Genomic DNA, 23,142 nt, shown 5'->3' on the forward strand with positions numbered 1-23,142 from the left:
ACTATCCCCTCTCAGAACCAACGGCATCGACCATATGAAAGGTTTTGCAGAGGGGATAATTGTATCACCAAGTTATCAGAGTTTAACCTCTAATCAGTCGTTGGAAGATAAATTGCTCGTATCTCAGTGATATATTATAAGGCAATATGCCCTCAGCACAAATGGTGCTAAGCCTTCGCACCACATGTGCGGAGCCTCCGCACGAGGCTTGAACAGGGCTGGGGAACTTTATAAGTATCATCTTATTTGAGGCAAGATACAAATAGTAGACATACAAGGTGTGTTTTTAAGTAAGCGGTGTAAATAGTTTGTCATCTGTTGATAAGCTAATACTTTTCATGTGTATTTTATAGTGAACGATTAAATTTATCGTCATCTAATAACAAAAATGTCAGTTTGTTTTTGTTTATCTTCTTTTTTTTATATTTTTGTAGCAAGGTCTTTTATTTACTAACGCTTAAATAATTATTTATGGAAAAGGGGAGAGCCATTTGCAAAGTCTTGAAGGATGTCCGTCAGAAAATAGCAAATGAGAACGGAATAAGCTATCATCCAGAAGAGTGTCACCATAAGGGTGAATGTACAGGTACGTGTCCTGGCTGTGAGAAAGAAATCCGTTACCTTGAAGAACAACTGAAGAATAAACAGCATAGCGGTTTAGGTTTGAAGGTGGCAGGTATCGCAGCAGGCGTCTGTGTGACAGTATTGCCAATGGCTGCTATGGTACAGACAGAGAGTAAGATTAGTCTGGAGGCGAATCCCCAGCTCATAAAGCAGGATAGTATAAAAGTGGTAGACCTGACGAATGGTAATCCTGATGCTGTGCTTTTACGTGGACAGGTGCTTGATAAGGAAACAAAAGAGTCATTAATTGGGGCAGTTGTTATGTTGAAAGGTTCAATAGCTCCAAATGGATTGGGAACGTGTACCAATGTGGATGGCTGGTATGCAGTGAAAGCTTTACCAACTGACACCTTAGAAGCTGGCTTTGTAGGCTATCATAAGACTTTCGTGACGGTTAAAGAGCTGTTAGCGACAAAGGATAAGACGATTTATCTTGAGCAGGATACTACCAATTGGCATAAGATTATCACCGTTGGGGGCATAAAAGGAATATCAGGGAAGCATCATCCTAAGAAAGGACCTAAGTCGCATAAGGAGAAGAATAAAAAGAAGTGTAAGTAAGGATAAGGATTATGGTAAAAGGAAAGAGTACTTGTAAGCTATTGAAGGATATTCGGCAGCAGATAGCGGATGCGAATGGTATCAGTTATCAGCCTAAGGAGTGTCATCACAAGGGGGATTGTGCAGGTACCTGCCCTGCTTGTGAGGAGGAGATACGCTACCTTGAACGTGAGTTAAAGGCACGTAAGGGTAATGACTTCGGTATGAAGGTGGCTGGTATTGCTGCTGGTATCTGCGCTACGGTAATGCCGATGACTACTGCTGCGCAAACTGTTAAGCCTGATAGTACGGCTAATCGTCCTGTACATACAGCTAAGAAAGGCGATGTAAAGGTAGTAGACCTTTCTGATGGTTGTGCATCACCTGTGGTTGTACGTGGAATGGTCATAGGTGGTGATGATAAGGAACCTTTGATAGGTGCTTCTGTTGTAATAGACGGAACAAACAAGGGCGTTGCAACAAACGTGGATGGACAGTTTGCCTTGAAGTTACCACCAGACACTTCGTTGGTTATTTCATATATCGGATACAAGACAAAGAAGGTTCATGTAAGCTCTCTTTTGCATTCTGATAATAATGTTATAGTGCTTGAGGATAGTAGAGAGCCAATGTTAGATGGCATTGTAACAACAGCTACACTACCTACCAGTAAAGATGACGTGTATGGTCATAGGACTTATAAACCGAAGTCGCATAAGGAAAAGAATAAAAAGAAGTGTAAGTAAGGATAAGGATTATGGTAAAAGGAAAGAGTACTTGTAAGCTATTAAAGGATATTCGGCAGCAGATAGCGGATGCGAATGGTATTAGCTATCAGCCTAAGGAGTGTCATCACAAGGGAGATTGTGCAGGTACTTGCCCTGCTTGTGAGGAGGAGATACGTTATCTTGAACATGAGTTAAAGGCACGTAAGGGTAATGGCTTCGGTATGAAGGTGGCTGGTATTGCTGCAGGTATCTGCGCTACGGTAATGCCGATAACTGCTGCTGCGCAAGCTGTTAAGCCTGATAGTACGGCTAATTGTCCTGTACATACAGCTAAGAAAGGCGATGTAAAGGTAGTAGACCTTTCTGATGGTTGTGCATCACCTGTGGTTGTACGTGGAATGGTCATTGGTAGTGATGATAAAGAACCAGTTATAGGTGCTTCTGTTGTAATAGATGGAACAAACAAGGGCGTTGCTACAAACGTAGATGGACAGTTTGCTTTGAAGTTACCACCAGACACTTCGTTGGTTATTTCATATATAGGTTGTAAGGATAAGAAAGTTCGTGTAAGTTCTCTTTTGCATTCTGATAATAATGTTATTGTACTGGAAGTCTCTGAATTATCGGGTTTATCGGGCATAGCAGGAGGGCTTGTAACCGTCTTGAACTACGATGACGTGTATGGTCATAGGACTTATAAACCGAAGACGCATAAGGAAAAGAATAAAAAGAAATGTAAGTAAGGATTAATATTATGACAAAAGGAAAGAGTACTTGTAAGCTATTAAAGGATATTCGACAGCAGATAGCGGATGCGAATGGTATCAGCTATCAGCCTAAGGAGTGTCATTACGAAGGGGATTGTGCAGGCACTTGCCCTGCTTGTGAGGCGGAGATACGCTATTTAGAGACGCAATTAAGAGAACGGAAACGCAAGGGATGGGGCATGAAAGTGGCTGGTTTGGCTGCTGGTCTTTGTGTTGCTACGGTTCCGCTTACATCATGTCAGAACACTCCCAAAGCTTGCAACGTTGAGAATAAAGCTCAGGATTCTACTGATACGCCAGTTATGGGTAAAGTAGTGATACCAAAAGCACTCACTGCAGATTCGAAGAATGCTATTGTTATTATTGGACGCGTGCTCGACTCATCTACTGGTAAGGCTGCTCCGGAGGTTAATGTTATGCTATTAGGAGGTAAGAAGAGGCTGCCTTTGGGCGAAGATGGAAGATTTGTATTGCAGGTTAATCGTAATGACACCCTCGTGTTTTCATCTTATGGATTTGAAGATAAGGTGATAGCAGTGAAGTCTATTCGTAATCCTGATAATATGGTTGTCCGTTTAGAACCTTCTCTTGACTTAGTAGGGGAGATAGACAGGGAGTATTTAGAGAAAGAATTAGCCGATAGCACTGCTCCTCAATCACATAAAGAGAAATGCAATCAGAAATAACAGCACCGTTTATTGCCATTAATCGGCACAGGCTCACCACGGATGGCGAAGGCGTAACGACATTGGTAGGCTTTCATGGTTGTCCGCTTCATTGCGAGTACTGCTTAAATGCTCAGTGCTTGCAGGCTGATGGTGTATGGTGCAGGCTGACACCCGGTGAGTTGTATAGTGAGGTAGAGATAGACGATCTTTACTTTGTGGCAACGGGTGGCGGTATCTGTTTTGGCGGTGGTGAACCCCTTTTACGTTCAGACTTCATCAAGGCCTTTGCCGAGATAATGAATCCCGAATGGAAGTTGACAATAGAGACATCGCTCAACGTACCGCTTGAGAATGTTAAAGCTATTGCCTCGTTGGTGCAGATGTGGTATGTAGATATTAAGGATATGAACCCTGATATCTACAAAGCATATGGATGTAAAGAGAATAAGCAGGTAATCAGTAATCTTCAATGGTTAGCAGCGAATGGATATGCTGATAAGGTAATCATACGTCTACCCTTGATACCTGAATATAATACAGACGAAGACCGCCAGCAGAGTCAGCAACAGTTAGAAAAGATGGGCTTTACAAACTTTGATAAGTTTAATTATATTGTGCGGTAGTAGTATTCATCTTATACAATATACATAGCTCATCTTTGTATTTTTACTTGAAAAGCATTATCTTTGCAATTAATAAAAGAAAGAGAGTATGAAGAAACCACTTGTCATTTTATCAATTATATTTCTGTTGTTGCCAATTACAGTAACAGCACAGAGCTTTGACGCTTTATGGCAACAAGTAAATCAAGCTGAGCAAAAGGACTTACCAAAGACACAAATCAGCTTGTTAAAGAAGATTGAACAGAAAGCACAGAACGAGAAAGCCTATGGGCAAATCTTGGCTGCAAGTCTGTTAGCATCAAGGTTACAGACAGAGATTACACCCGACTCTGCTGAGGTAGAGTTAAAGCGGTTGAAGGCAAAGGCAAAAATGGTAGAAGGGAAGGATGAAGTCTTGTCGGCTGTCTACAACTGTATCTTGGGTGTGATAGGACGGAATGAAGAAAGTGGAAATGCTGACGACTACTTTAAGAAGGCTCTGGCAAACCCTTCTCTGTTAGCAAGTCAGAAAGCAGCCGACTTTAAGCCTTTGATAAAGATAGGTAAAAACGATGATATCTTCAAGGGTGACCTGTTGCATGTTATTGGTATGCAAGTGGGTAACTACGACAAACTGCATAGCTATTATAAAAGCGTTGGAAACCGTGAGGCAGCTTGCTACACGGCATTGATGGGAATAAAGGAGGAGAAAGAGAGTATTCCAAAGCTCGACTCACTCATGCAAGTGTATAGCGACTTACCGATATGTGGGGAAGTTGCGTTGAAGCGTTATGCTTGTATGGGAGAAGATACTCCGGTTGAGGAGAAGATAGCATATATTGATAACGCACTTGTCCGTTGGGCATCATGGAATAGAATTGTATCATTACGTAATGCTCGTGCAGAACTGACAAGACCGATGTTTGAAGTGAGTTTCGATAAGCGTAATGTTAGTTCGACGGAGAAGAATAACTGGGTTAAGCTGAATACGCGCAATGTGTCAGATGTAGTCATAACGGTTACGCGTACGAAACTATTAGGAAATCATTCTATCAGTTTTGTAGATAAAGACGACATGGCTAAGTTGAAGGCAAGTCTGTTGCCTGCAACAACGCAGACGATAACCCGTACTTTCACTGGTCATAAGGATTATGAAGCGGTGAAAGACTCTTTCTTAATGCCTACATTACCTTTGGGTGTTTACCTTATTAAAGTAGAGACGCCTAAAAAGAATTTTACACCAGAATATGCTTTCTACTATGTTAGTGACCTCTATGTCATGAGCGAACTACAGCCAAAGAAGAAAGCACGGTATGTTGTTGTCAATGTTGTGGATGGGCAACCAGTAGCAAATGCAACGGTTCAGGCTACCTATCCAAATTATAATGATAAACCTTCTATCGTCAAGAAACTGGTTACGAACAAGAATGGAGAGGTTGTTTTTGATTCGGAAAGAACTACCCCTGACATCTATGTCTTTACGAATAAGGATAAAGCCTTTGAAGAAACTCAACTGGAGGGGTCGTATGACTACGATAAGGAGAACTATAACAAGATGGTAACTCAGGTCTTCACGGATAGAGGTATCTATCGTCCTGGGCAGACGGTGCACGCATCTGTCATCGCTTATCAGAACACAAAGCAAGACTATAAGACTAAGGCTGCAGGCGGACAAACCTTCGATATGGTTTTGAAAGATGCCAATTATAAGGAGATAGGACGTAAGTCAGTAACCACAGACCGTTTCGGTACTGCTGCAGCAGACTTTAATCTTCCAACAAGTGGACTGACAGGTAGTTTCTCTATTTATGCTGATTTTGGAACAAAAGGATCTAAGCGTTTCCAAGTAGATGAGTATAAGCGTCCAACGTTTGATGTAAACTTTGACGAGTATAAGGAGAAGTATGCTGTCGGTGATTCTATCAAGTTGATTGGTTGTGCCAAGAGTTTTGCTGGTGTACCCGTACAAGGTGCAAAGGTGCATTATGTCGTTACACGTAATATAAGCTATTGGAGTCGCTTCTATGAAGATAGTGAGGAAGTGAACGAGCAAGATGTTGTCACAGACGACAAGGGAGAGTTTGTTGTTACCGTACCTTTTGTCTTATCTGACAAAGCCAAGAAAGAACTGAAGTCTGGTAAGGGTTATCGTTCACTTTTCTATAACTTCAGCGTTGAGGCTTCGGTGACCGATGCTGCAGGTGAGACACATGACGGTTTTGCATCCTTACCATTAGGAACAAAGGAGGCAAGTCTTTCTTGCAATATTCCTGACAGGAATCTGCGTGACAGTCTTAAAACGATTAAGTTTAATTATCTGAATGCTGCAGGATCTCCTGTTGATGGAACAGTGAAGTATGTAATTGTGCCACAGCAGAAGGATAAGAATAATTATGTTTATAGCGATTATAAGACAGCGAAGGCAAATGAGAATGTTGCTATAAAGGGTTTGTCTTCTGGTGCTTATCGCCTACATGCTATTTGTGGAACAGATACGATAGATGAGGATTTTGTTGTCTTCTCTTTTGATGATAAGCGTCCTGTTATTGCGACACATGACTGGTTCTATCTGAGTGGAATCCAATTCCCTCGCGATGGTGGTCCTATCTATATGCAGGTGGGTTCAAGTGATGAGAATCAATATGTTGTTTATTCTATCTTCTCAGATAATAAAGTGATTGAAACAGGTTCTTTCAATCAAAGCAATAGTATACAGACACGCAAGTTTGTATATAAGGAAGAGTATGGTGATGAGATACTTCTTAATTATGCTTGGGTAAAGAATGGCGTTCTGTATGCTCATTCAGAGAGGATTATGCGTCCGTTACCAGATAAGAGCTTAATTGTGAAATGGAAGACCTTCCGTAATAAACTTATCCCTGGTCAGCAGGAGGAATGGACAGTAACGATTAATCGTCCTGATGGCAAGGCTGCCAATGCTCAACTGATGGCAACACTTTATGACAAGAGTCTTGATCAGTTCTTGTCTAATTCATGGAACTTAGGCAACTTCTTCTCGCTTAATTATACATCTGTTAATTGGGAGAGTCCTGACTATTCTGGTTTGGGTCTTTCATGGGAAGCTAATATCAAACCTTTTGATGTAGACTGGTTGTCGTTCTCGAGATTTGATAGTCGCTTCTTAGAAGATTATGATACGCCAGATGCTTATATTTATTCAGTAACATCAGATCGAATGGTAAGCATGACGCGTGCCGTTAAGTCAATGGCTTTGGCAAAGGAGTCTTCTATGAATGAGGTCGTTAAGGTTGGCTTCGGATCTACAAAGGAAACGAAAGAGGAATTTACTGCTCCTGTTGTCAAGAAAGATGAGGAGATCAAACAAGAGAAGGACGAACCGAAGAATGTAAAGCCTTCTATGCGTGAGAATCTTAATGAGACAGCCTTCTTCTATCCTCAGTTGCAGACAGATGGGAAGGGTAATGTAAGTATTAAGTTTACGCTTCCAGAGAGTCTTACTACTTGGCGTTTCATGGGATTGGCACATGATGAGGATATGAACAATGGCTTCCTTTCTGATGATATCGTTGCTCAGAAGACCTTGATGGTGCAGCCTAATATGCCTCGCTTTGTACGTATGGGTGACGAAGCAATGGTTTCTGCTCGCTTGTTTAATCAGTCTGAGAAGGATATCAAGGCAAAAGCAAAGGTTGAAATCCTTGACCCTGCAACAGAGAAGGTGCTCTTTACGGATAGTAAAGCTGTTGTTTTGAAGGCGCAGGGGAGTGGTTCTGCAACTTATAGCTTAGCTTCTTTATTAGCACAGAATGCAAATAAGCTTACAGCTGACCAGTCCTTGCTTGTTGTTCGCTTCACGGTTGAGGGCGATGGCTTCTCTGATGGTGAGCAACATTACCTCTCAGTACTTCAGAATAAGGAGTATGTAACAAACACCTATCCATTCACACAGAATGATGCTGGGGTGAAGACGATTAATGTTGGTAAGCTTTTCCCAAAGAAGAGTACGGATCAGAAGCTGACAGTAGAGTACACCAATAACCCTAATTGGCTGATGATTCAGGCATTGCCTTATGTGTCAGATGCAAATGAAAAGAATGCTATCAGTCTTGTTTCGTCTTATTATGCAAACCGTTTGGGTAAGCAGATCATGAGTACTTCCCCATCGATTAAGCAGACTATTGAGCAATGGAAGAAGGAGACTGGTAAAGAAACGTCAATGATGTCGGCTTTGGAGAAGAACCAAGAACTCAAGTCTTTGACACTTGATGAGACTCCTTGGGTGATGGATGCTAAGAATGAAAGCGAACAAAAACAGCAACTCGTGCGTTTCTTCGATGAGAATCAGTTGCAGAACAAATTGACATCAACATTCTCAAGTCTAAAGAAACTGCAAAACTCTGATGGCTCGTTCTCTTGGTGGCCAGGAATGAAAGGAAGTCTGTATATGACAGTTGCGGTGACGAAGACGCTTGCTCGTTTGCAGAACCTTACAAGTCCAAGCCCAGAGGTAACAAACATGATTAACGCTTCTTTCCGTTTTATGGATAAGAAGGTAGCTAAGTGTGTGGCTGAAATGAAGCGTGATGAGAAGAGGTATAATACGATACTCTTCCCATCTGATGACCTTTGTGATTATCTTTACACCAATGCTTTGTTCTATCATGACCGAGCTACAAATGACATAAAGTACCTCATCGACCGCCTGACCAAGAAGCCTACGGACTTGACTATCTATGGTAAAGCGAATACTGCAGTAATCCTTCAGCAGTATGGTAAGGTTGAAAAGGCACGTGAATACCTGCAGAGTATTAAGGAATATACGGTTTATACGGAGGAGAAGGGGCGTTACTTCGATTCTAAAAACGCTTATTACAGTTGGCGTGATTATAAGATTCCAACAGAGGTGGCTGCTATCGAGGCGATAAAGACGATTACTCCTACTGATGGTAAGACGCTTGTTGAGATGCAGCGTTGGCTCTTGCAGGAGAAGCGTACGCAGGCTTGGGATACACCATTGAACTCAGTGAATGCTATTTGGGCATTTATGAACAATGGCAATTGGTTGATGCAGAATGGAGAGCATGCTACGTTGATGCTTGATAACAAACCATTGCAGACAACACAGCCTACGGCAGGTTTGGGTTATGTGAAGGCTACACAGCCAGTTGATTTCCAATCGTCTGAAAGTCATGATTTGGTTATCAGCAAGACAAGCGCTGGCACAAGCTGGGGTGCTGTCTATGCACAGTTCTTCCAGACGTCAACAGATATCTCTGATACTTCATCTGGCTTGAAGATTAAGCGTGAGGTCTTGGTTGATAGCGTACTGTTGAAGAGAGGAAAAAGCCTTAAAGTTGGTGACAAGGTGCGTATCCGTTTGACGATCATTGCTGACCGTGATTACGACTTTGTGCAGGTTGTTGATAAGCGTGCTGCCTGCCTTGAGCCTGTTAGTCAGTTGAGTGGATATCATTGGGGATACTACATTGCTCCAAAGGATTACACCACTAATTACTACTTCGACCAAATGGCAAAGGGTAAGCATGTCGTTGAGACAGAATATTATATTGACCGAGCAGGTGTTTATCAGACAGGAACCTGCACTGCGCAATGTGCATATGCACCAGAGTATAGTGGACGTACTGGCGCGGAGGTTATACGAGTAAATGAGTAGACGAGTTGACAAGTGAACAAGTTATTTAAGTTGACAAGTAAACGAGTTGACGAGTAAACAAGTTATATGATAGAGTTGTGGAGTAGGGGGATGTTATCTTAACTCCCCTAACTTCTCAACTCCTTAATTCCTTAAAAAGAAATGCTTCAAATAGAGATAGATAACGGTAGTGGTTTTTGCTTCGGTGTGACCACTGCCATTAAGAAAGCCGAAGAAGAATTGGCAAAGGGTACAAAGCTCTATTGCTTAGGTGATATCGTACATAACAGTATGGAGGTGGAACGCCTCACAAAGAAAGGACTCATCACGATTAATCATGAGCAGATGCGCGAGCTTCATAACGTGAAGGTTTTGCTGCGTGCACATGGCGAACCACCTGAGACTTACGAACTTGCAAGACGTAATAACATTGAGATTATCGATGCTACTTGCCCTGTGGTTCTTGCCCTTCAGCGTCGTATTAAGACACAGTATGAGAAAGGTCGTCAACCTTCTTATATGATATCTTCAAAGGGCGGAGCTGCTGTTGATGAACCTTCAAGCCTCAAGCCAGTAACGAATGAAGCGGTGGAAACCTCTATTTCCTCTGTTTCTCTTCCTCCTGCAGTAGGCGAGGGACAAGAACTTAGTGCCTCCTCTTCCATTGTTATCTTTGGAAAGAATGGTCATGCTGAGGTGCTTGGACTTGTTGGTCAGACCCATAGTCAGGCGATTGTGATAGAGAAGTTTGAAGATGTTAAGGCGTTAGACTTTAATAATGACATCTATCTCTACTCACAGACGACAAAGAGTTTGGATGAGTTTCATAAGATTATAGAATACATTCAAAGTCATATCTCACCCAAAGCAAAGTTCCAAAGCTTTGATACCATCTGCCGACAGGTTGCTAATCGTATGCCAAACATTTCTACCTTTGCTGCTCGTCACGACTTGATTCTCTTTGTAGCAGGCCGTAAGAGTTCAAATGGTAAGGTTCTTTTCCACGAATGTTTGAGTGTAAACCCAAACTCCCATCAAGTTGAGAGTGCAGACGAAATTGACATGAGTTGGTTTGATGGAGTCGAGACAGTAGGAATCTGTGGGGCTACGAGTACGCCAAAATGGCTGATGGAAGAATGCCGTGATGAGATACTCAGGCGTACGAAATAATAGCTTTATAATCCTCAAACAAAGAGATTAAACGCGAAAAACTATCAAATTTTGATAGTTTTTCGCGTTTTTTTTATACCTTTGCATCGTCAATCAAGATTTAATGTGACTTTTATTGCAACACTTGGGTTAGGTTTTATCTTGAAATAGCAGAATACAGGATAAAATTTGTTGGGTCTTCCAACAGTTTTATATGATGGAGTATGTCAGTTGTTGATGATAGGTTTTAGGGATTTGTTCGTGGACATAACATTACTCTAATCAACAAAAGAAGATGTCATGTTGTCCCATATTATTTAAGTGAAGTATTCATCAATAGTGTTGCATAGTAGACTTATGAAAGAACAAAAGAGTTTCCTTGTCCCTATGGCATTCTTAGGGCTTATGTTTTTCACTTGTGGATTTGCCTTGGGTATAAATTCATTGTTGGTTCCAGTATTGAAGGTGTCGTTAAGTGTTTCTTCAATGGAAGCATATATGCTCATTGGTGCAACATTCTTGCCTTTCCTTATCTTTGGCTATCCTGCGGGAATGTTAATTAGCAAGATAGGATATAAGCGTACGATGGCTATTGCGTTCGGAATGTTTGCTGTAGGTTTTGGAGTGTTTATCTTCTCGGCAGATGCAAAGAGTTTTCCTTTGTTTCTTGCAGCTTCCTTTTTCTGTGGAACGGCTAACACCTTCTTACAGGCAGCTATAAATCCTTATGTGACAATATTGGGACCAACGGAGAGTGCTGCAAAGCGTATCTCTATTATGGGTATGATCAACAAGTTAGCTTGGCCAGTGTCACCCCTCTTTATTGCTCTTTTCGCAGGTGCTTCAGGTAGTGTTGCTATAGATGATTTAGGTAAACCTTTTGCTGTGATTATTTGTCTGTTCGTTGCTTTAGGTGTAGTGGCTCTTTTGTCACCATTGCCAGAGGTGAAGGCAGCAGGTGAGGATAGCAGTGAGACTGATGAGGTTGACCAAGAAGTATCTGCTTATGCAAACAGTAAGAAGTCTGTTTTCCAGTTCCCACACTTGGTTCTGGGTGCTATTGCCATCTTCTTTTATGTTGGTGCAGAGACTATCGTGTTGGGAACGCTCATTGACTATGCGAATGAGTTAGGACTTGCTCATCCAGAAAACTATTCTTGGATAACTCCGATTAGTATTAGTATTGGATATATTGCAGGAATCATTCTGATTCCTAAGTATCTTTCTCAGACACGTGCTTTGCAGATTTGTTCATTCGTAGCCTTGTTGGGAACGACTCTTGTTGTTCTTCTTCCTGGAGTTTACAGTATATATAGTGTCGGTGTCATGGCTTTAGGATGTTCACTGATGTGGCCAGCGTTTTGGCCTTTGGCATTGATGGATTTGGGTAAGTTTACCAAGAAGGGTTCATCACTCTTGACGATGGGACTTATCGGTGGAGCAGCAATTACAGTACTGTTTGGTCTTTTAAAGGATGTTTCAGATGCTCGATATGCCTATGGTCTTTGCTTTGTATGCTTTGGTTATATCTTGTTCTATGCGTTCAAGGGCTATAAGTTACGTTAATAGATTCATATCTAAAGACGTTATAAGTCTCTGTATAATAACCTTTCTTTAGGTTGGAAGCAGTATTTTTATTACATTAAATAATCCTAAGTTACAATAGTTTTACGGGGTTGCCTTTACGAAGGTAATCCCGTTTTTGTATACTATCTTTTAAACGTATGATGTTGGCTCCTCCCGTAAGATAGACTGATAAACTAAGACGCTCAAATAATATGGCACACAGAGTCACGGAGTGGACGGAGGTAAATGCAATGTCATGGAGGTGACGATGCACAAAGAGCAACAGAGACGAAGCGTACAGATATCTAATAACTTTTGGGATAAATGTTTTGAGCATAAAATCTCTAATAAGACTTGCTAATAAACCTCCGTAACTCTATGCACCGACGATGCCTCCGTGCCTTCCATTGTTTTGTTTTATTAATCCTCCGTTCTCTCCGTGCCTCCGTGTGACATTTCTTCAAACTCTAAACGCAAGTGGCAAACCTTATCACCCCAATATCCTGAAGACCCTAAAATATGTTTAGGCTCTAATGACCGCATGGGTTAATTTTGATTTCGTATTAGGTATTTTAATCTACCCACTTTTTTATTATTGTGAAATATATTTACATAACTTCGAACTAAATCTCCTTTTCATGCGTATAAAATAGCATTTCTAAAGACGTCTGTAACTATCAGATATACAGTATGTTATCAACTTGTGTTTTAAAAGGTGCTTACTAAGGGCTCAAAAGGGCGTTAGTAAGACTTCAAAAGGGCACCTTTTAGAAGCCTATTAAGCCCCTTTTCGAAGGCTAAAGACCATATATAAAATTCAAGGTGTACAAAAAATATTTACATACATTTGTCGGTTGTGGCTAAGTGAAGGCATAAATGGCAGAAAGACAATGTAAAGAATAGGCAAAGAAATAATATTTTAGGTTTCAATCAAATATTTGTGATAGATGTTATGAAATGATATGTTTTTAATATATAAACTTAAAAAATATTTGCAAGGTTTTTGTTTTTTGTGTACTTTTGTAGATTCGCTGTTTAAAAAGCGGCTTTAATAAAAAGAATATCAGTATAATTTGTATTCTACTTTTTTAATTTATAAAAATAGTTCTAAACATTAAAGTACCAGAGGGGAAATGAGAAAAGAAATGCAAAAAAGTAATCTCGTATTACGAATTTGGGCAGTACTGGCTCTGATGTTAATGCTTAGTATAGGGTCAACCGTATCGGCACAAACACAAGATGTCGATAAGATGGTGGTGACGCTGTCTATGAAGCAAACAGACATGAAGACCTTCTTAGATGAAGTGTCAAAGCAAACAGGATTACAATTTGATGTGACTCCCGAACTACTATCTCAAGCGGAGAAAGTTAACATTGACGCACAAGCGCAGCCTGTTCGTGCCGTGTTAGGACAAGTCTTTAATAAGACTGGTTTTAGCTATAGTATTGATGGCAACAGCGTGAAACTTGTTCGTAAACCAACACAAGAGAAACGGAAGGGAGTATATGGACAGGTAACCGATAAAGACGGTTTGCCTCTGCCTGGTGTAACTATTCGAATGAAAGGCTTTAATGGCGGTTATATTACGAATTTAGATGGTCAGTATGAGATTAATACCGACTTGCCAGAGGTTACGCTCACCTTTAATTATATAGGATATAAGCCTTTAGAAAAAAAGGTAAAGAATGGTACGGCTGGTAACTTCACGATGCAGGAAGACGTTGGTGAGTTGGGTGAAGTTGTCGTAACAGGTTTTGCAACAAAGAATAGAAACAGTTTTACAGGTTCGCAAGTATCTATAAAGAAAGACGAATTATTGTCTGTTGGTACAAAAAATGTACTTACGAGTTTGGCTAACTTTGTGCCAGGTCTTAGCGTGTTAGAAGATAACCTTGGCGGATCTGACCCAAATAAGATTGCTGATATCAATATTCGTGGACGCGCTACCTTCTCAGGTCAAGCTAACTTGCCAGTATTCGTTGTTGACGGTTCGCAGGTAAAGGTAGACTATGTCAATGATATGGATATGAACGATATCGAGTCAATCACTGTACTCAAAGATGCATCGGCATCAGCACTCTATGGTGCGAAGGCTTCTGCAGGTGTTATCGTCATCACAACGAAGGCACTCAAGGGTGGTAAGTTGAGATTTAATTATAACGGAACATTACGTTTGTCAACTCCAGATTTGAGCGATTACAAATTGCTTTCAGCATCACAAAAGCTTGAGTACGAGCGCTTGGCAGGTCTTTACACAGCGACCAACTTAGCGGACCAATATGCGCTGCAAAACAAGTATGCATACTATTACAACCAGATTCAAGACGGTGTAACAACCGATTGGATTAAGAAGCCATTGCGTAATGCGCTTTCTTCACAGCATAGTGTAAGTATCGACGGAGGTGATGAGCACGCACGATATAACTTAGGTGTGCGTTATGGAGATGAGGAAGGTGTAATGAAGGGTTCGAGTCGTGAGCGTTTGTCAACAAACTTCAAGCTCTCATATAACCTTTCTGGTAAGTTCTTTATCAGTAATACGGCTACTATCTCATCTGTAAAATCAACTCAGTCGCCATATGGTGACTTCTCTGAGTGGGTGAAGCAGAACCCATATGAATATCCATATGATGAGTATGGCGCATTGAAACCAAAGTTGAATTATGACCTCTCTAACCCTTTGTATGAGGCATCGTTAGGTAGTTTCAACAGAGGAAATACGCTTGACGTATTAAACACAACAACACTTCAGTTATGGTTGGGTGAGAAGTTCAGAATTGATGGAGACTTCTCAATACAAAAGACGAAATATGAAGGACGTAACTTTGTGTCACCATTCTCGGCAGATCAGATTAAGAACGTAGCCGATGTGTCACGCAGAGGAAGCCTGACAGAGACTTTCACCAGTACAACTACTTATCAGGGTAAGTTGATGGTGTCATACAATAACTATATATTTAGTAAGCTGTTCCTTACCACGATGGCAGGTGCAACGATTGAGTCAAACTCTGTCGATGGTAGTAGGTATGGTTCTGTAGGTTATTATTCAGACAATGTAGCCCACCCATTGTTGGCAGGAAACTATCCAACAGGTAAACCAGGTGGTGTAGACAATAAGTATAATGGTGCAGGTTTCTTCGTAAACCTTAACACAATATGGGATAACCGTTACTTCTTAGATGTAATTTATCGTTATGAAGGTTCGTCTAAGTTTGGTAAGAACTCCCGTTTTGCACCTTTCTGGAGTGTGGGAACAGGATGGAATATTCATAATGAGAAGTTCCTTAAAGGTTCACCTTTCCAGTTGTTAAAGCTTCGTGCAAGTTTGGGTTATCTTGGAAACATCTCGTTTGAACCCTATCAGGCGTTGACAATGTATACCAGTTTGGCAGGTCTTAACTATATAAAAGGTATTGGTGCTGTACCAATGGGTATTGGAAACAAGAACCTTAAGTGGGAGAGAACACTCAGTGCCAACCTCGGTCTTGACCTCACAATGTTCAAGGGACGCTGGGACTTCTCGGCAGATGTTTATGTAAAGAATACAGACAACTTGTTGCTTGACATTACTAAGGCTCCGTCATTGGGTATTACCACGTCACGTGAGAATGTCGGAGAGGTAGAGAATCATGGATTCGAGTTCCAGACACGTGTTATTCCTATTAAGAATAAGGATTGGGAGTGGTCGTTGAGCCTTAACTATGCCTACAACAAGAATAAGATTAAGAAGATTAGTAATGCTCTTCGCGAACAAAACGAGAAGAACCAGGCAAAGGGTGGTGTGACACCGTTGCCTATCTATGAGGAAGGTCAGTCGTTGACAGCATTGAAGGTAGTTTCTTCAGCTGGTATCGACCCTATTACGGGTAATGAGGTATTTATTAAGCGTGACGGCAGCCTTACGTTCGTTTACGATCCTAATGACAAGGTCGTATATGGCGATACCACACCATTCGGTATGGGTTCAATAGGTTCTTACCTTACCTATAAGCAGTTCTCAATGGGTATGTCTATGCGTTATTCTTTCGGTGGAGCTGTCTATAACCAGACGTTAGCAAGTAAGGTGGAGGGTGCTGACCCACGCTATAATGCTGACGAACGCGTATTTAGCAGCAGATGGAAGGAAGTTGGTCAGCAAGCAAAGTACAAGCGAATTAGCGATTCAAGCGTACCTATGCAGACATCACGATTTGTTGAGACAAATAATTATATCACGCTGAGCAGTCTCTCGTTAGCATACGAAGTGCCATTGACATTCATTAAGCGATATGGCTTGAAGCGTTTACACTTGGAGATGTTGGCTAATGACCTCTTCTATCTCTCATCTGTAAAACGTGAGCGCGGATTAAGTTATCCTTATGAGCGAAGTGTAGAGTTCTCAGTAAGACTTGGATTTTAAACCGATGATGGCTGACACATTAATATAATGGTGAAAGACTATTTAGGTAACAATAAGAAAAAACGAATATGAAGAGAATATCATATTATACAAAACTATTGGTAGGTGCTGTCATGATGCTATCTGTGGTATCGTGTAACGACTTTATAAATGTTCAACCAGCAGGACAAGTTGATGAGGAAGAGCAGTTCTCATCTATCCGTGGTTTCCGTAATGCAATGTATGGTGCTTATGGTAGTATGGCAACATCAGACTTATATGGTGGCAACTTAGGCTTTGGTTTCGTAGACCAGTTAGGACAAATCTTTGGTTACGATAACTCATCAGAGACAAGCTACTTCGTAGGACAATACGATTATATGCGTAGTGATGTACGCTCAATCGTTGATGCTATTTGGACAAAGCAATATCAAGCAATAGCATACGTCAATAATATAATTGATCAAACAGAGAATGCTAAGTTTGAGCATGCGGAGCTACCTTTGATGCGTGGTGAGTGCTATGGCTTACGTGCCTTTATGCACTTCGACCTCGTTCGTCTTTTTGCTGAAGACTATGGTCAAAGCAATGCGTCAACACGTGGTATACCATACTCAACGTCTTTCGACCTCAATAATAAGAAGTTATTGACTTTGCATAAAACGTACGAGGCAATATTGTCGGATTTGGATAAAGCTGAAGAACTTTTGAAGAACGATAATGTAGTAAACGTTGAGACCACAGCTTCCAGTGACTATTTGAAAGGACGTGCTGTGTTCTTTAATAAGTATGCTGTGGCTGCTACAAAGGCAAGAGTTTACTATGCTATGGGTGACGAGGCGAATGCGGCTAAGTATGCTAAGCAGGTAATCGATGCAACCAATAACTTCTCATTGAAGAAGTATAGCTCATTGAGTGATGTAAAGCGTTTCCCTGCAGCAGGAGAATTGATCTTCGGCTTGTATAACAATACGCTTTCAAGCACTATCTCTACACTTTTCTTATCACAGACAGCACGTGGTACATTCACTGAAGGACGTAGAGATCTGGAGAATCTGTATGAAACATCAGCTTTCTCGGCTACAAGTACAGACTTGCGTTACACAGGCTATTACAGACAGAATACTACACCAGATGGTTTGAAGACCTATTCTTTTGTAAGATTCTTAGAAAGTGATGCACAGGTGAATAGCAATCCTTTACAGGGCTTGACACTAATCCGTTTGCCAGAGATGTATTATATCTTAAGTGAATGTACATACGATAGTAATAAGACAGAGGCTGTTAGATTACTCAATGAAGTAAGAAAAAGTCGTGGATTAGAGGATGTTGATAGCGCAAAGGTAGCAACACGCGAGGCTTTCAATAAGGAGATGTTGCGTGAGCGTATGCGTGAGATGCCTGGAGAAGGACAAACGTTCTATGCGTTAAAGCACTATAACAAAGCATTTACTGACTTTAGAGGTATTACCACACGTCAGCCATCTAATTCCATCTTCGTCTTGCCTTGGCCAGAAACGGAGAAAGAGTTCGGAGGACAGTAAGTTATTAAACACTTTATGAAAATGAAAAAAACAATAAGAAATATACTACTTGTTTGCGCTGGTGTAACCATATTTGCAGCATGCAGCAACGTCGACTTTGATGGTGAACATAGTTCTGACGGCATGTTTGAACCAACAAATCAAGTTAGCTTCTATTATGCACAACCAGGTGATACCGTTGTGAATTACTCATTCGGAGTAAAGCCTGTTGATACACTTACACACGTGGTTTATCTCCCCGTGCAGCTCGTAGGTAATCTTTCTACTGAGGCGCAGTCTTTCAGTGTAGAAGTTGGTAAGGGTACAACAGCTGTCGCTGGGAAGCATTACACACTTAATGCTGACACCTTGCGTTTCGCTCCTAATGCTTATCGTACCTATGTTCCTGTAACGTTGATACGTGCTAACTTGTCAGAAGATAAGGATGATTCAATACGATTGGTATTGAATTTAGTAGGGAAGGATAAGTTGGGAACAAGACTTACCAAGAACAATACGGTAAAAATAACCTTTAACAACGTACTCTCTAAGCCTGATTTCTGGGAAGTGATGGAGAGTTATTGGGGTTTAGGAGCCTTTACCAAAAACAAGTATCGTAAGTTACTTGCTTATTATGACAGTAATGAGTCTACTATCAGAGATATCATAGAAGGCTCTGATGTAACGGCACAAGGCTATCTGTATCAGCATGTACAAGAGGTAGTTGCTTACTTTGCAGCGCATCCAGATGAGTTGTAAAAAGTAGGATAAGTGTTGTTACTTGTCTTAAGGTATAATCGAGTGTACACTGAGTATCGTTTCAATAAGGAACTTTGGTTTACGATAAAACGATGATTATACCTTATGATAGAATGAATATTGGTAAACAGATAAATAAGAAATAAGATGATAAAGAAATATTTATATCTTCTCTTGGCACTCCCATTAGTGGCATTGTCATTTCAGTCATGTATAAAAGATGAGTCTTATGGTCCTTCTGGCAATTCGTCTAAGTTGTCATTGGCACAGGACTTACAGGAGAAATATACCCTCAATAGATGGGATACATTGAAGATTTCGCCTAATGTCGTACAGACAAATGAGCAAAAGAAGGTTGACTATGAGTGGGAAGTAAATGGTAAGGTTGTATCGACCGATGCTTCTCTTAAATATGTTTGTAAGGACTTCGGCTCTTTTCCATGTCGATTAAAGGTGAGCAATGGAGATAATATTCAATATTATGAGTTTGGACTAAATGTACAATACTCTTATGTTGATGGTCTTTACATATTAGCAAGTAATAGCGGAAAGACAATTGTTTCTTATCTGCCCGAGGAAGGAAGTACAAAGACTTTTGACTTAGATGTTCTGCAAAAGAATAACCCAAGCATTGATTTCACAGGAGAACCTAAGGGAATTGATTATGCGTTAGCACGTGATAACAAGACTCCACTCTTGTTTGTTGCCGTGGGAAGTCCAAGTACTATCTATGAGTTCGACGGTAATCTGATGAATATGCGCTTCACTACTAATAGTACAGGCGATGTTACATATCTTAGAAAGAGTGCCTTGACATATCCTAAGTCAATGCTGACAATGGTAAATCATGTACCAAACCGATTGACACTCTCAGAGACAACACCCTTCAACTTAGGTAAGTCAATAAAGGATGCTTTAGGTTCTGACATATCTTTAGCTGATGCTGCTACAGCTTGGAAGCAGCAAGACCTACGTTATGTACAAGGCTACGTAATGTTTGATAATGCTGAAGGACGATTGGTCGCACAAAAGGTACAGGCTACAGGTAAGGTGCCTGTTGAGTTATTGAAAGGTAAGTTTACGGGTGAAACACTGGTTGGTATGGGACCTGTTGACAACGAGCGTAACATCGTTTTACTCACATGGAATGCTACTTCATCAAAGTTTAAGTGCTATTATATCTTCCCAGGCTTCTATCCTTCTACAGCTACTAAGGTTGAGGCAGCAGTTGTAAAAGATGAGGCTGTTGTACCAGCTACTGCGGGTTTGACCACACAATCAGTTGTACGCGTATCTGCAGAGAAGAACTTAGTTTACTATTCTGCTGGTAATAAGCTGTATGCTTACAACGTATTGTCTGGTGGTAATTTCCCACAAAGCGCATTAACAACCTTTGGAGATGCCAGTGAGACTATCGCTGATATGCTCATCTTAGAAGGAAGCAATAAGCTTTATGTAGCTACAAACGCGGCTTCAGGTCAGCTTGTGGGAAGCATTTACTGTTTTGATATGAACGAAAACAAATTGCTTTGGGCGAAAAAGAATATTACTGGACGTATCAAGAGCATTACATACAGACAATAATGAACGTGGCATGTAAGGAGATTACATGCCACTTTCAAACCATAATTCCGACATGAAAACAAACAATATAATGGTAACACTGCGCACAATAGGAATAGGCTTATTACTATTGTGCGTTAATGTTAGGGCTTTTGCCGATGATAAAAAAGGCGACGAAGAGAAAAAAGCTAAGAAGGAAACAAAATACGATAAACTATTTAAGGACAAGAAGAAGGAAACGGCAAGTAGTAAGTTTATCACTGTACATAAGAGTGATGGGAAACTCTACTTGGAGGTCCCTGTTAAATACTTGCATAAAGAGATGTTGTTGGGTGGTGGTATCTCCTCAACAACAGACCCAACCTATCTGACCATTGGTACAAAGAGCTTCACTCCTTTGCATTTCTTTTTCGAAGTTCAAGACAGCAGCTTGGTGATGAAGACACCTAACAGTGTGGTTTATTCAGACGGTAGTGCAAGCGCTGAGATGCAAGAAGCTTTGAAGATTAGCTATCGTGACCCAGTCTTGATGGGCTTTAAGATTGCTGCTTACAACAATGATAGTTCGGCTATCGTGATAGATGCAACAGATCTCTTGGCACGTCCTAACAGTATGTTACCCATTATTCCAAAGAAGTCGGGTGATTTAGCATTGTCTGCTTCGCCTAAGAGCGAAATGTCTTATGTTAGAACGATTAAGAGTTTTGATCGTAATATAACGATAAACGTTGATTTCAACTATCTACTCACTGCCTCACTCATGTCTTTACCAGTTGCGAGTGAGATTCCAACGACTGTAGGTGTTACCTATAGTTTAGCATTATTGCCAGATAGCAAGATGCGCCAGCGCGTAACAGATTCGCGTGTTGGTATTGCATCTGTATCTAAACTCACCTTCGATAATAACATAGCAAAAAGCAAGCAAACATTCATAGCACAACGTTGGAACCTTGTTCCACAGAATCTAAAGGCTTACGAGCAAGGTAAGTTATCAAAGCCTGTTAAGCCAATATGCTTTTATATTGATGATGCCTTCCCTGTTGAATGGAAGAATGCGATAAAGCAAGGAGTAGAACTTTGGAATAAGGCTTTTGAACAAGCGGGTTATCAAAAGGCTATTGAAGCCTTAGACTTCCCAAAGAATGACCATAACTTCGATGCAGACGATATTGCCTATTCTTGCATTCGATACGTGCCAAGTACAGCTGAAAAGGTGACATCTTCTTTTTTGGCGAACCCACAAACAGGAGAAATCATCAATGCCTCTGTGTTTGTTCCTGCCAATGTCGGTGATCAGATTTACCGTTGGTTATTCTTAGGTTCAGCAGCATCAGATGCCACAATGCGTACTTCTCATCTTCCGCAAGACAAGTTCAATCAAGGATTGAAGTACATGGTAGCATGCGAAGTAGGGCGAAGCCTTGGTTTGCTTGATAATATAGGAGCTTCGTATTCCTATCCTGTTGACTCTCTTCGTAATAGCACATTCACACATGCCAACAATCTTGCTGCATCAATAATGGCTAATACACCTTTTAATTATGTTGCTCAGCCAAGTGATAAGGGTGTTGTTTATATGCCAGAGAATGTTGGACAGTATGACAAGCATGCTATCGAATGGGCTTATCGTTATTTCAACCCATCAAAGACAAGTTTAAGTGCTGAAACCGATGCACTTGAGAAGATGGTTGATAAGCGTGTACAGAATCCTCGTTATCGTTTCTTCCGAACTTCTTCATTGATTTGGGACCCACGTGTACAAGAAGGTGCATTGGGCAGTGATGCGATTAAGGCAAGCGAATATGGATTGCGTAATATGCAAATCGTTGAAAACAACCTTTATAACTGGGTGAAAGACGATGATGATAGTCGCATCAAAGAGAAGTTATATTTGGCAATCTCTCAGCAGAGATATGCTTTTTTCAAACGTGTGTTGAGCAATGTTGGTGGTATCTTCTTAAACGATATGAAAGTAACATCGGGTGTTCCTCGCTATGAGGTGGTACCTAAAGCGCGTCAGCGTCAGGCGATGTTATGGTGCTTAAATCAGGCAAAGCATTTTAAGCAATATGCTAACCCAAACTTTGAGCGTAAGGGATTCATGGCTATAAGCTATTACGACCAGCTCTTAGAGTTTATTGGATATGACCTCTTTGGTGTTCGTACACGCTTGGCAGTAGCATCACATCTGTCATCACAGAGTTATAGTCAGAAAGAATATTTCGACGACCTTTTCTCTTCACTCTTCCAAAGTGCACAATTGTGTAAGGCTCCATCTCAGGAGGAGCGAGTGTTACAACGTGCTTATCTAACGTATTCACGTGCGGTTATCGACAAGGCTAACAAGCAGGGTGGCAATGGTCCAGCAGCACTTCAGTCTACATCGGTTAACGGCAGTCAGACGAGTAGCACTGCCTATGGTAACCCTACAGCCTCACTCGCACCAACAGTTGATGCTGCTTTGTTAGACGGCTCGGCTATTTACTTCTACACTTCACTGTTGAAGCTTAAGCCAATGTTGGAGAAGTGTGTCAAAGCAAACCTCTCACCTGATGCGCACTCACATTATTCTATGTTGCTCTTTAAGGTGAACAAAGCTTTGGAGGATGGTCAATGAAATATTCATTAATAGCTAATCA

The 23,142-nt window shown here is 41.0% G+C and carries 13 protein-coding genes; all 13 read left to right on the plus strand.

Features of this window, described 5'->3' with window-relative positions; genetic code table 11:
* Positions 1-471 precede the first annotated feature (471 nt).
* The 13 genes from HMPREF0659_RS07750 (at position 472) to HMPREF0659_RS07810 (ending at position 23,120) form a co-directional block, all read left to right on the plus strand.
* Complete coding sequence (locus HMPREF0659_RS07750) at positions 472-1,185, plus strand: carboxypeptidase-like regulatory domain-containing protein (protein WP_013265614.1); 714 nt, start codon at positions 472-474, stop codon at positions 1,183-1,185.
* Positions 1,186-1,196: 11 nt separating this feature from the next.
* Entirely contained in the window at positions 1,197-1,910 is a 714-nt protein-coding gene (locus tag HMPREF0659_RS07755) for a carboxypeptidase-like regulatory domain-containing protein (protein WP_013265233.1), read from the plus strand.
* Between the two features lie 11 nt (positions 1,911-1,921).
* A complete protein-coding gene (locus tag HMPREF0659_RS07760; protein WP_013265729.1) occupies positions 1,922-2,635 on the plus strand; it encodes a carboxypeptidase-like regulatory domain-containing protein in 714 nt (237 codons plus the stop codon).
* 11 nt (positions 2,636-2,646) lie between these two features.
* Complete coding sequence (locus tag HMPREF0659_RS07765) at positions 2,647-3,345, plus strand: peptidase associated/transthyretin-like domain-containing protein (protein WP_013265478.1); 699 nt, start codon at positions 2,647-2,649, stop codon at positions 3,343-3,345.
* Positions 3,330-3,950: a radical SAM protein gene (locus tag HMPREF0659_RS07770; protein ID WP_013265783.1), complete on the plus strand. Its 621-nt coding sequence runs from the start codon at positions 3,330-3,332 to the stop codon at positions 3,948-3,950. Before HMPREF0659_RS07765 ends, HMPREF0659_RS07770 begins: the two co-directional genes overlap by 16 nt.
* A gap of 88 nt (positions 3,951-4,038) precedes the next feature.
* Positions 4,039-9,585, plus strand: coding sequence for an alpha-2-macroglobulin family protein (locus HMPREF0659_RS07775; protein ID WP_013265767.1), 5,547 nt, complete (start codon positions 4,039-4,041; stop codon positions 9,583-9,585).
* Positions 9,586-9,726: 141 nt separating this feature from the next.
* A complete protein-coding gene (locus tag HMPREF0659_RS07780; protein ID WP_013265516.1) occupies positions 9,727-10,734 on the plus strand; it encodes a 4-hydroxy-3-methylbut-2-enyl diphosphate reductase in 1,008 nt (335 codons plus the stop codon).
* 336 nt (positions 10,735-11,070) lie between these two features.
* Positions 11,071-12,279 (plus strand): MFS transporter, encoded by a 1,209-nt coding sequence (locus tag HMPREF0659_RS07785; RefSeq protein WP_013265638.1) that lies wholly within the window; start codon positions 11,071-11,073, stop codon positions 12,277-12,279.
* Between the two features lie 1,133 nt (positions 12,280-13,412).
* Positions 13,413-16,679: a SusC/RagA family TonB-linked outer membrane protein gene (locus tag HMPREF0659_RS07790; protein ID WP_013265892.1), complete on the plus strand. Its 3,267-nt coding sequence runs from the start codon at positions 13,413-13,415 to the stop codon at positions 16,677-16,679.
* A gap of 68 nt (positions 16,680-16,747) precedes the next feature.
* Positions 16,748-18,202 (plus strand): RagB/SusD family nutrient uptake outer membrane protein, encoded by a 1,455-nt coding sequence (locus HMPREF0659_RS07795; RefSeq protein WP_013265907.1) that lies wholly within the window; start codon positions 16,748-16,750, stop codon positions 18,200-18,202.
* A 21-nt stretch (positions 18,203-18,223) separates the two neighbouring features.
* Positions 18,224-18,940, plus strand: a complete 717-nt coding sequence (locus HMPREF0659_RS07800) for a DUF4843 domain-containing protein (RefSeq protein ID WP_226893194.1) — start codon at positions 18,224-18,226, stop codon at positions 18,938-18,940.
* 147 nt (positions 18,941-19,087) lie between these two features.
* Entirely contained in the window at positions 19,088-20,524 is a 1,437-nt protein-coding gene (locus HMPREF0659_RS07805; protein WP_013265285.1) for a PKD-like domain-containing protein, read from the plus strand.
* 52 nt (positions 20,525-20,576) lie between these two features.
* On the plus strand, positions 20,577-23,120 hold the full coding sequence (locus HMPREF0659_RS07810; protein WP_044046169.1) for a zinc-dependent metalloprotease: 2,544 nt from the start codon (positions 20,577-20,579) through the stop codon (positions 23,118-23,120).
* The last annotated feature ends 22 nt before the right edge of the window (positions 23,121-23,142 follow it).

The sequence above is a fragment of the Prevotella melaninogenica ATCC 25845 genome (assembly GCF_000144405.1).
Taxonomy (GTDB): Bacteria; Bacteroidota; Bacteroidia; order Bacteroidales; family Bacteroidaceae; genus Prevotella; species Prevotella melaninogenica.

What these genes read in the sequence shown, in the direction of transcription:
- HMPREF0659_RS07785 (WP_013265638.1), top strand. Translation starts at nt 11,071, where the DNA reads ATGAAAGAACAAAAGAGTTTCCTTGTCCCTATGGCATTCTTAGGGCTT.
- HMPREF0659_RS07780 (WP_013265516.1), top strand. Translation starts at nt 9,727, where the DNA reads ATGCTTCAAATAGAGATAGATAACGGTAGTGGTTTTTGCTTCGGTGTG.
- HMPREF0659_RS07765 (WP_013265478.1), top strand. Translation starts at nt 2,647, where the DNA reads ATGACAAAAGGAAAGAGTACTTGTAAGCTATTAAAGGATATTCGACAG.
- HMPREF0659_RS07800 (WP_226893194.1), top strand. Translation starts at nt 18,224, where the DNA reads ATGAAAAAAACAATAAGAAATATACTACTTGTTTGCGCTGGTGTAACC.
- HMPREF0659_RS07805 (WP_013265285.1), top strand. Translation starts at nt 19,088, where the DNA reads ATGATAAAGAAATATTTATATCTTCTCTTGGCACTCCCATTAGTGGCA.
- HMPREF0659_RS07775 (WP_013265767.1), top strand. Translation starts at nt 4,039, where the DNA reads ATGAAGAAACCACTTGTCATTTTATCAATTATATTTCTGTTGTTGCCA.
- HMPREF0659_RS07770 (WP_013265783.1), top strand. Translation starts at nt 3,330, where the DNA reads ATGCAATCAGAAATAACAGCACCGTTTATTGCCATTAATCGGCACAGG.
- HMPREF0659_RS07795 (WP_013265907.1), top strand. Translation starts at nt 16,748, where the DNA reads ATGAAGAGAATATCATATTATACAAAACTATTGGTAGGTGCTGTCATG.
- HMPREF0659_RS07810 (WP_044046169.1), top strand. Translation starts at nt 20,577, where the DNA reads ATGAAAACAAACAATATAATGGTAACACTGCGCACAATAGGAATAGGC.
- HMPREF0659_RS07760 (WP_013265729.1), top strand. Translation starts at nt 1,922, where the DNA reads ATGGTAAAAGGAAAGAGTACTTGTAAGCTATTAAAGGATATTCGGCAG.
- HMPREF0659_RS07790 (WP_013265892.1), top strand. Translation starts at nt 13,413, where the DNA reads ATGAGAAAAGAAATGCAAAAAAGTAATCTCGTATTACGAATTTGGGCA.
- HMPREF0659_RS07755 (WP_013265233.1), top strand. Translation starts at nt 1,197, where the DNA reads ATGGTAAAAGGAAAGAGTACTTGTAAGCTATTGAAGGATATTCGGCAG.
- HMPREF0659_RS07750 (WP_013265614.1), top strand. Translation starts at nt 472, where the DNA reads ATGGAAAAGGGGAGAGCCATTTGCAAAGTCTTGAAGGATGTCCGTCAG.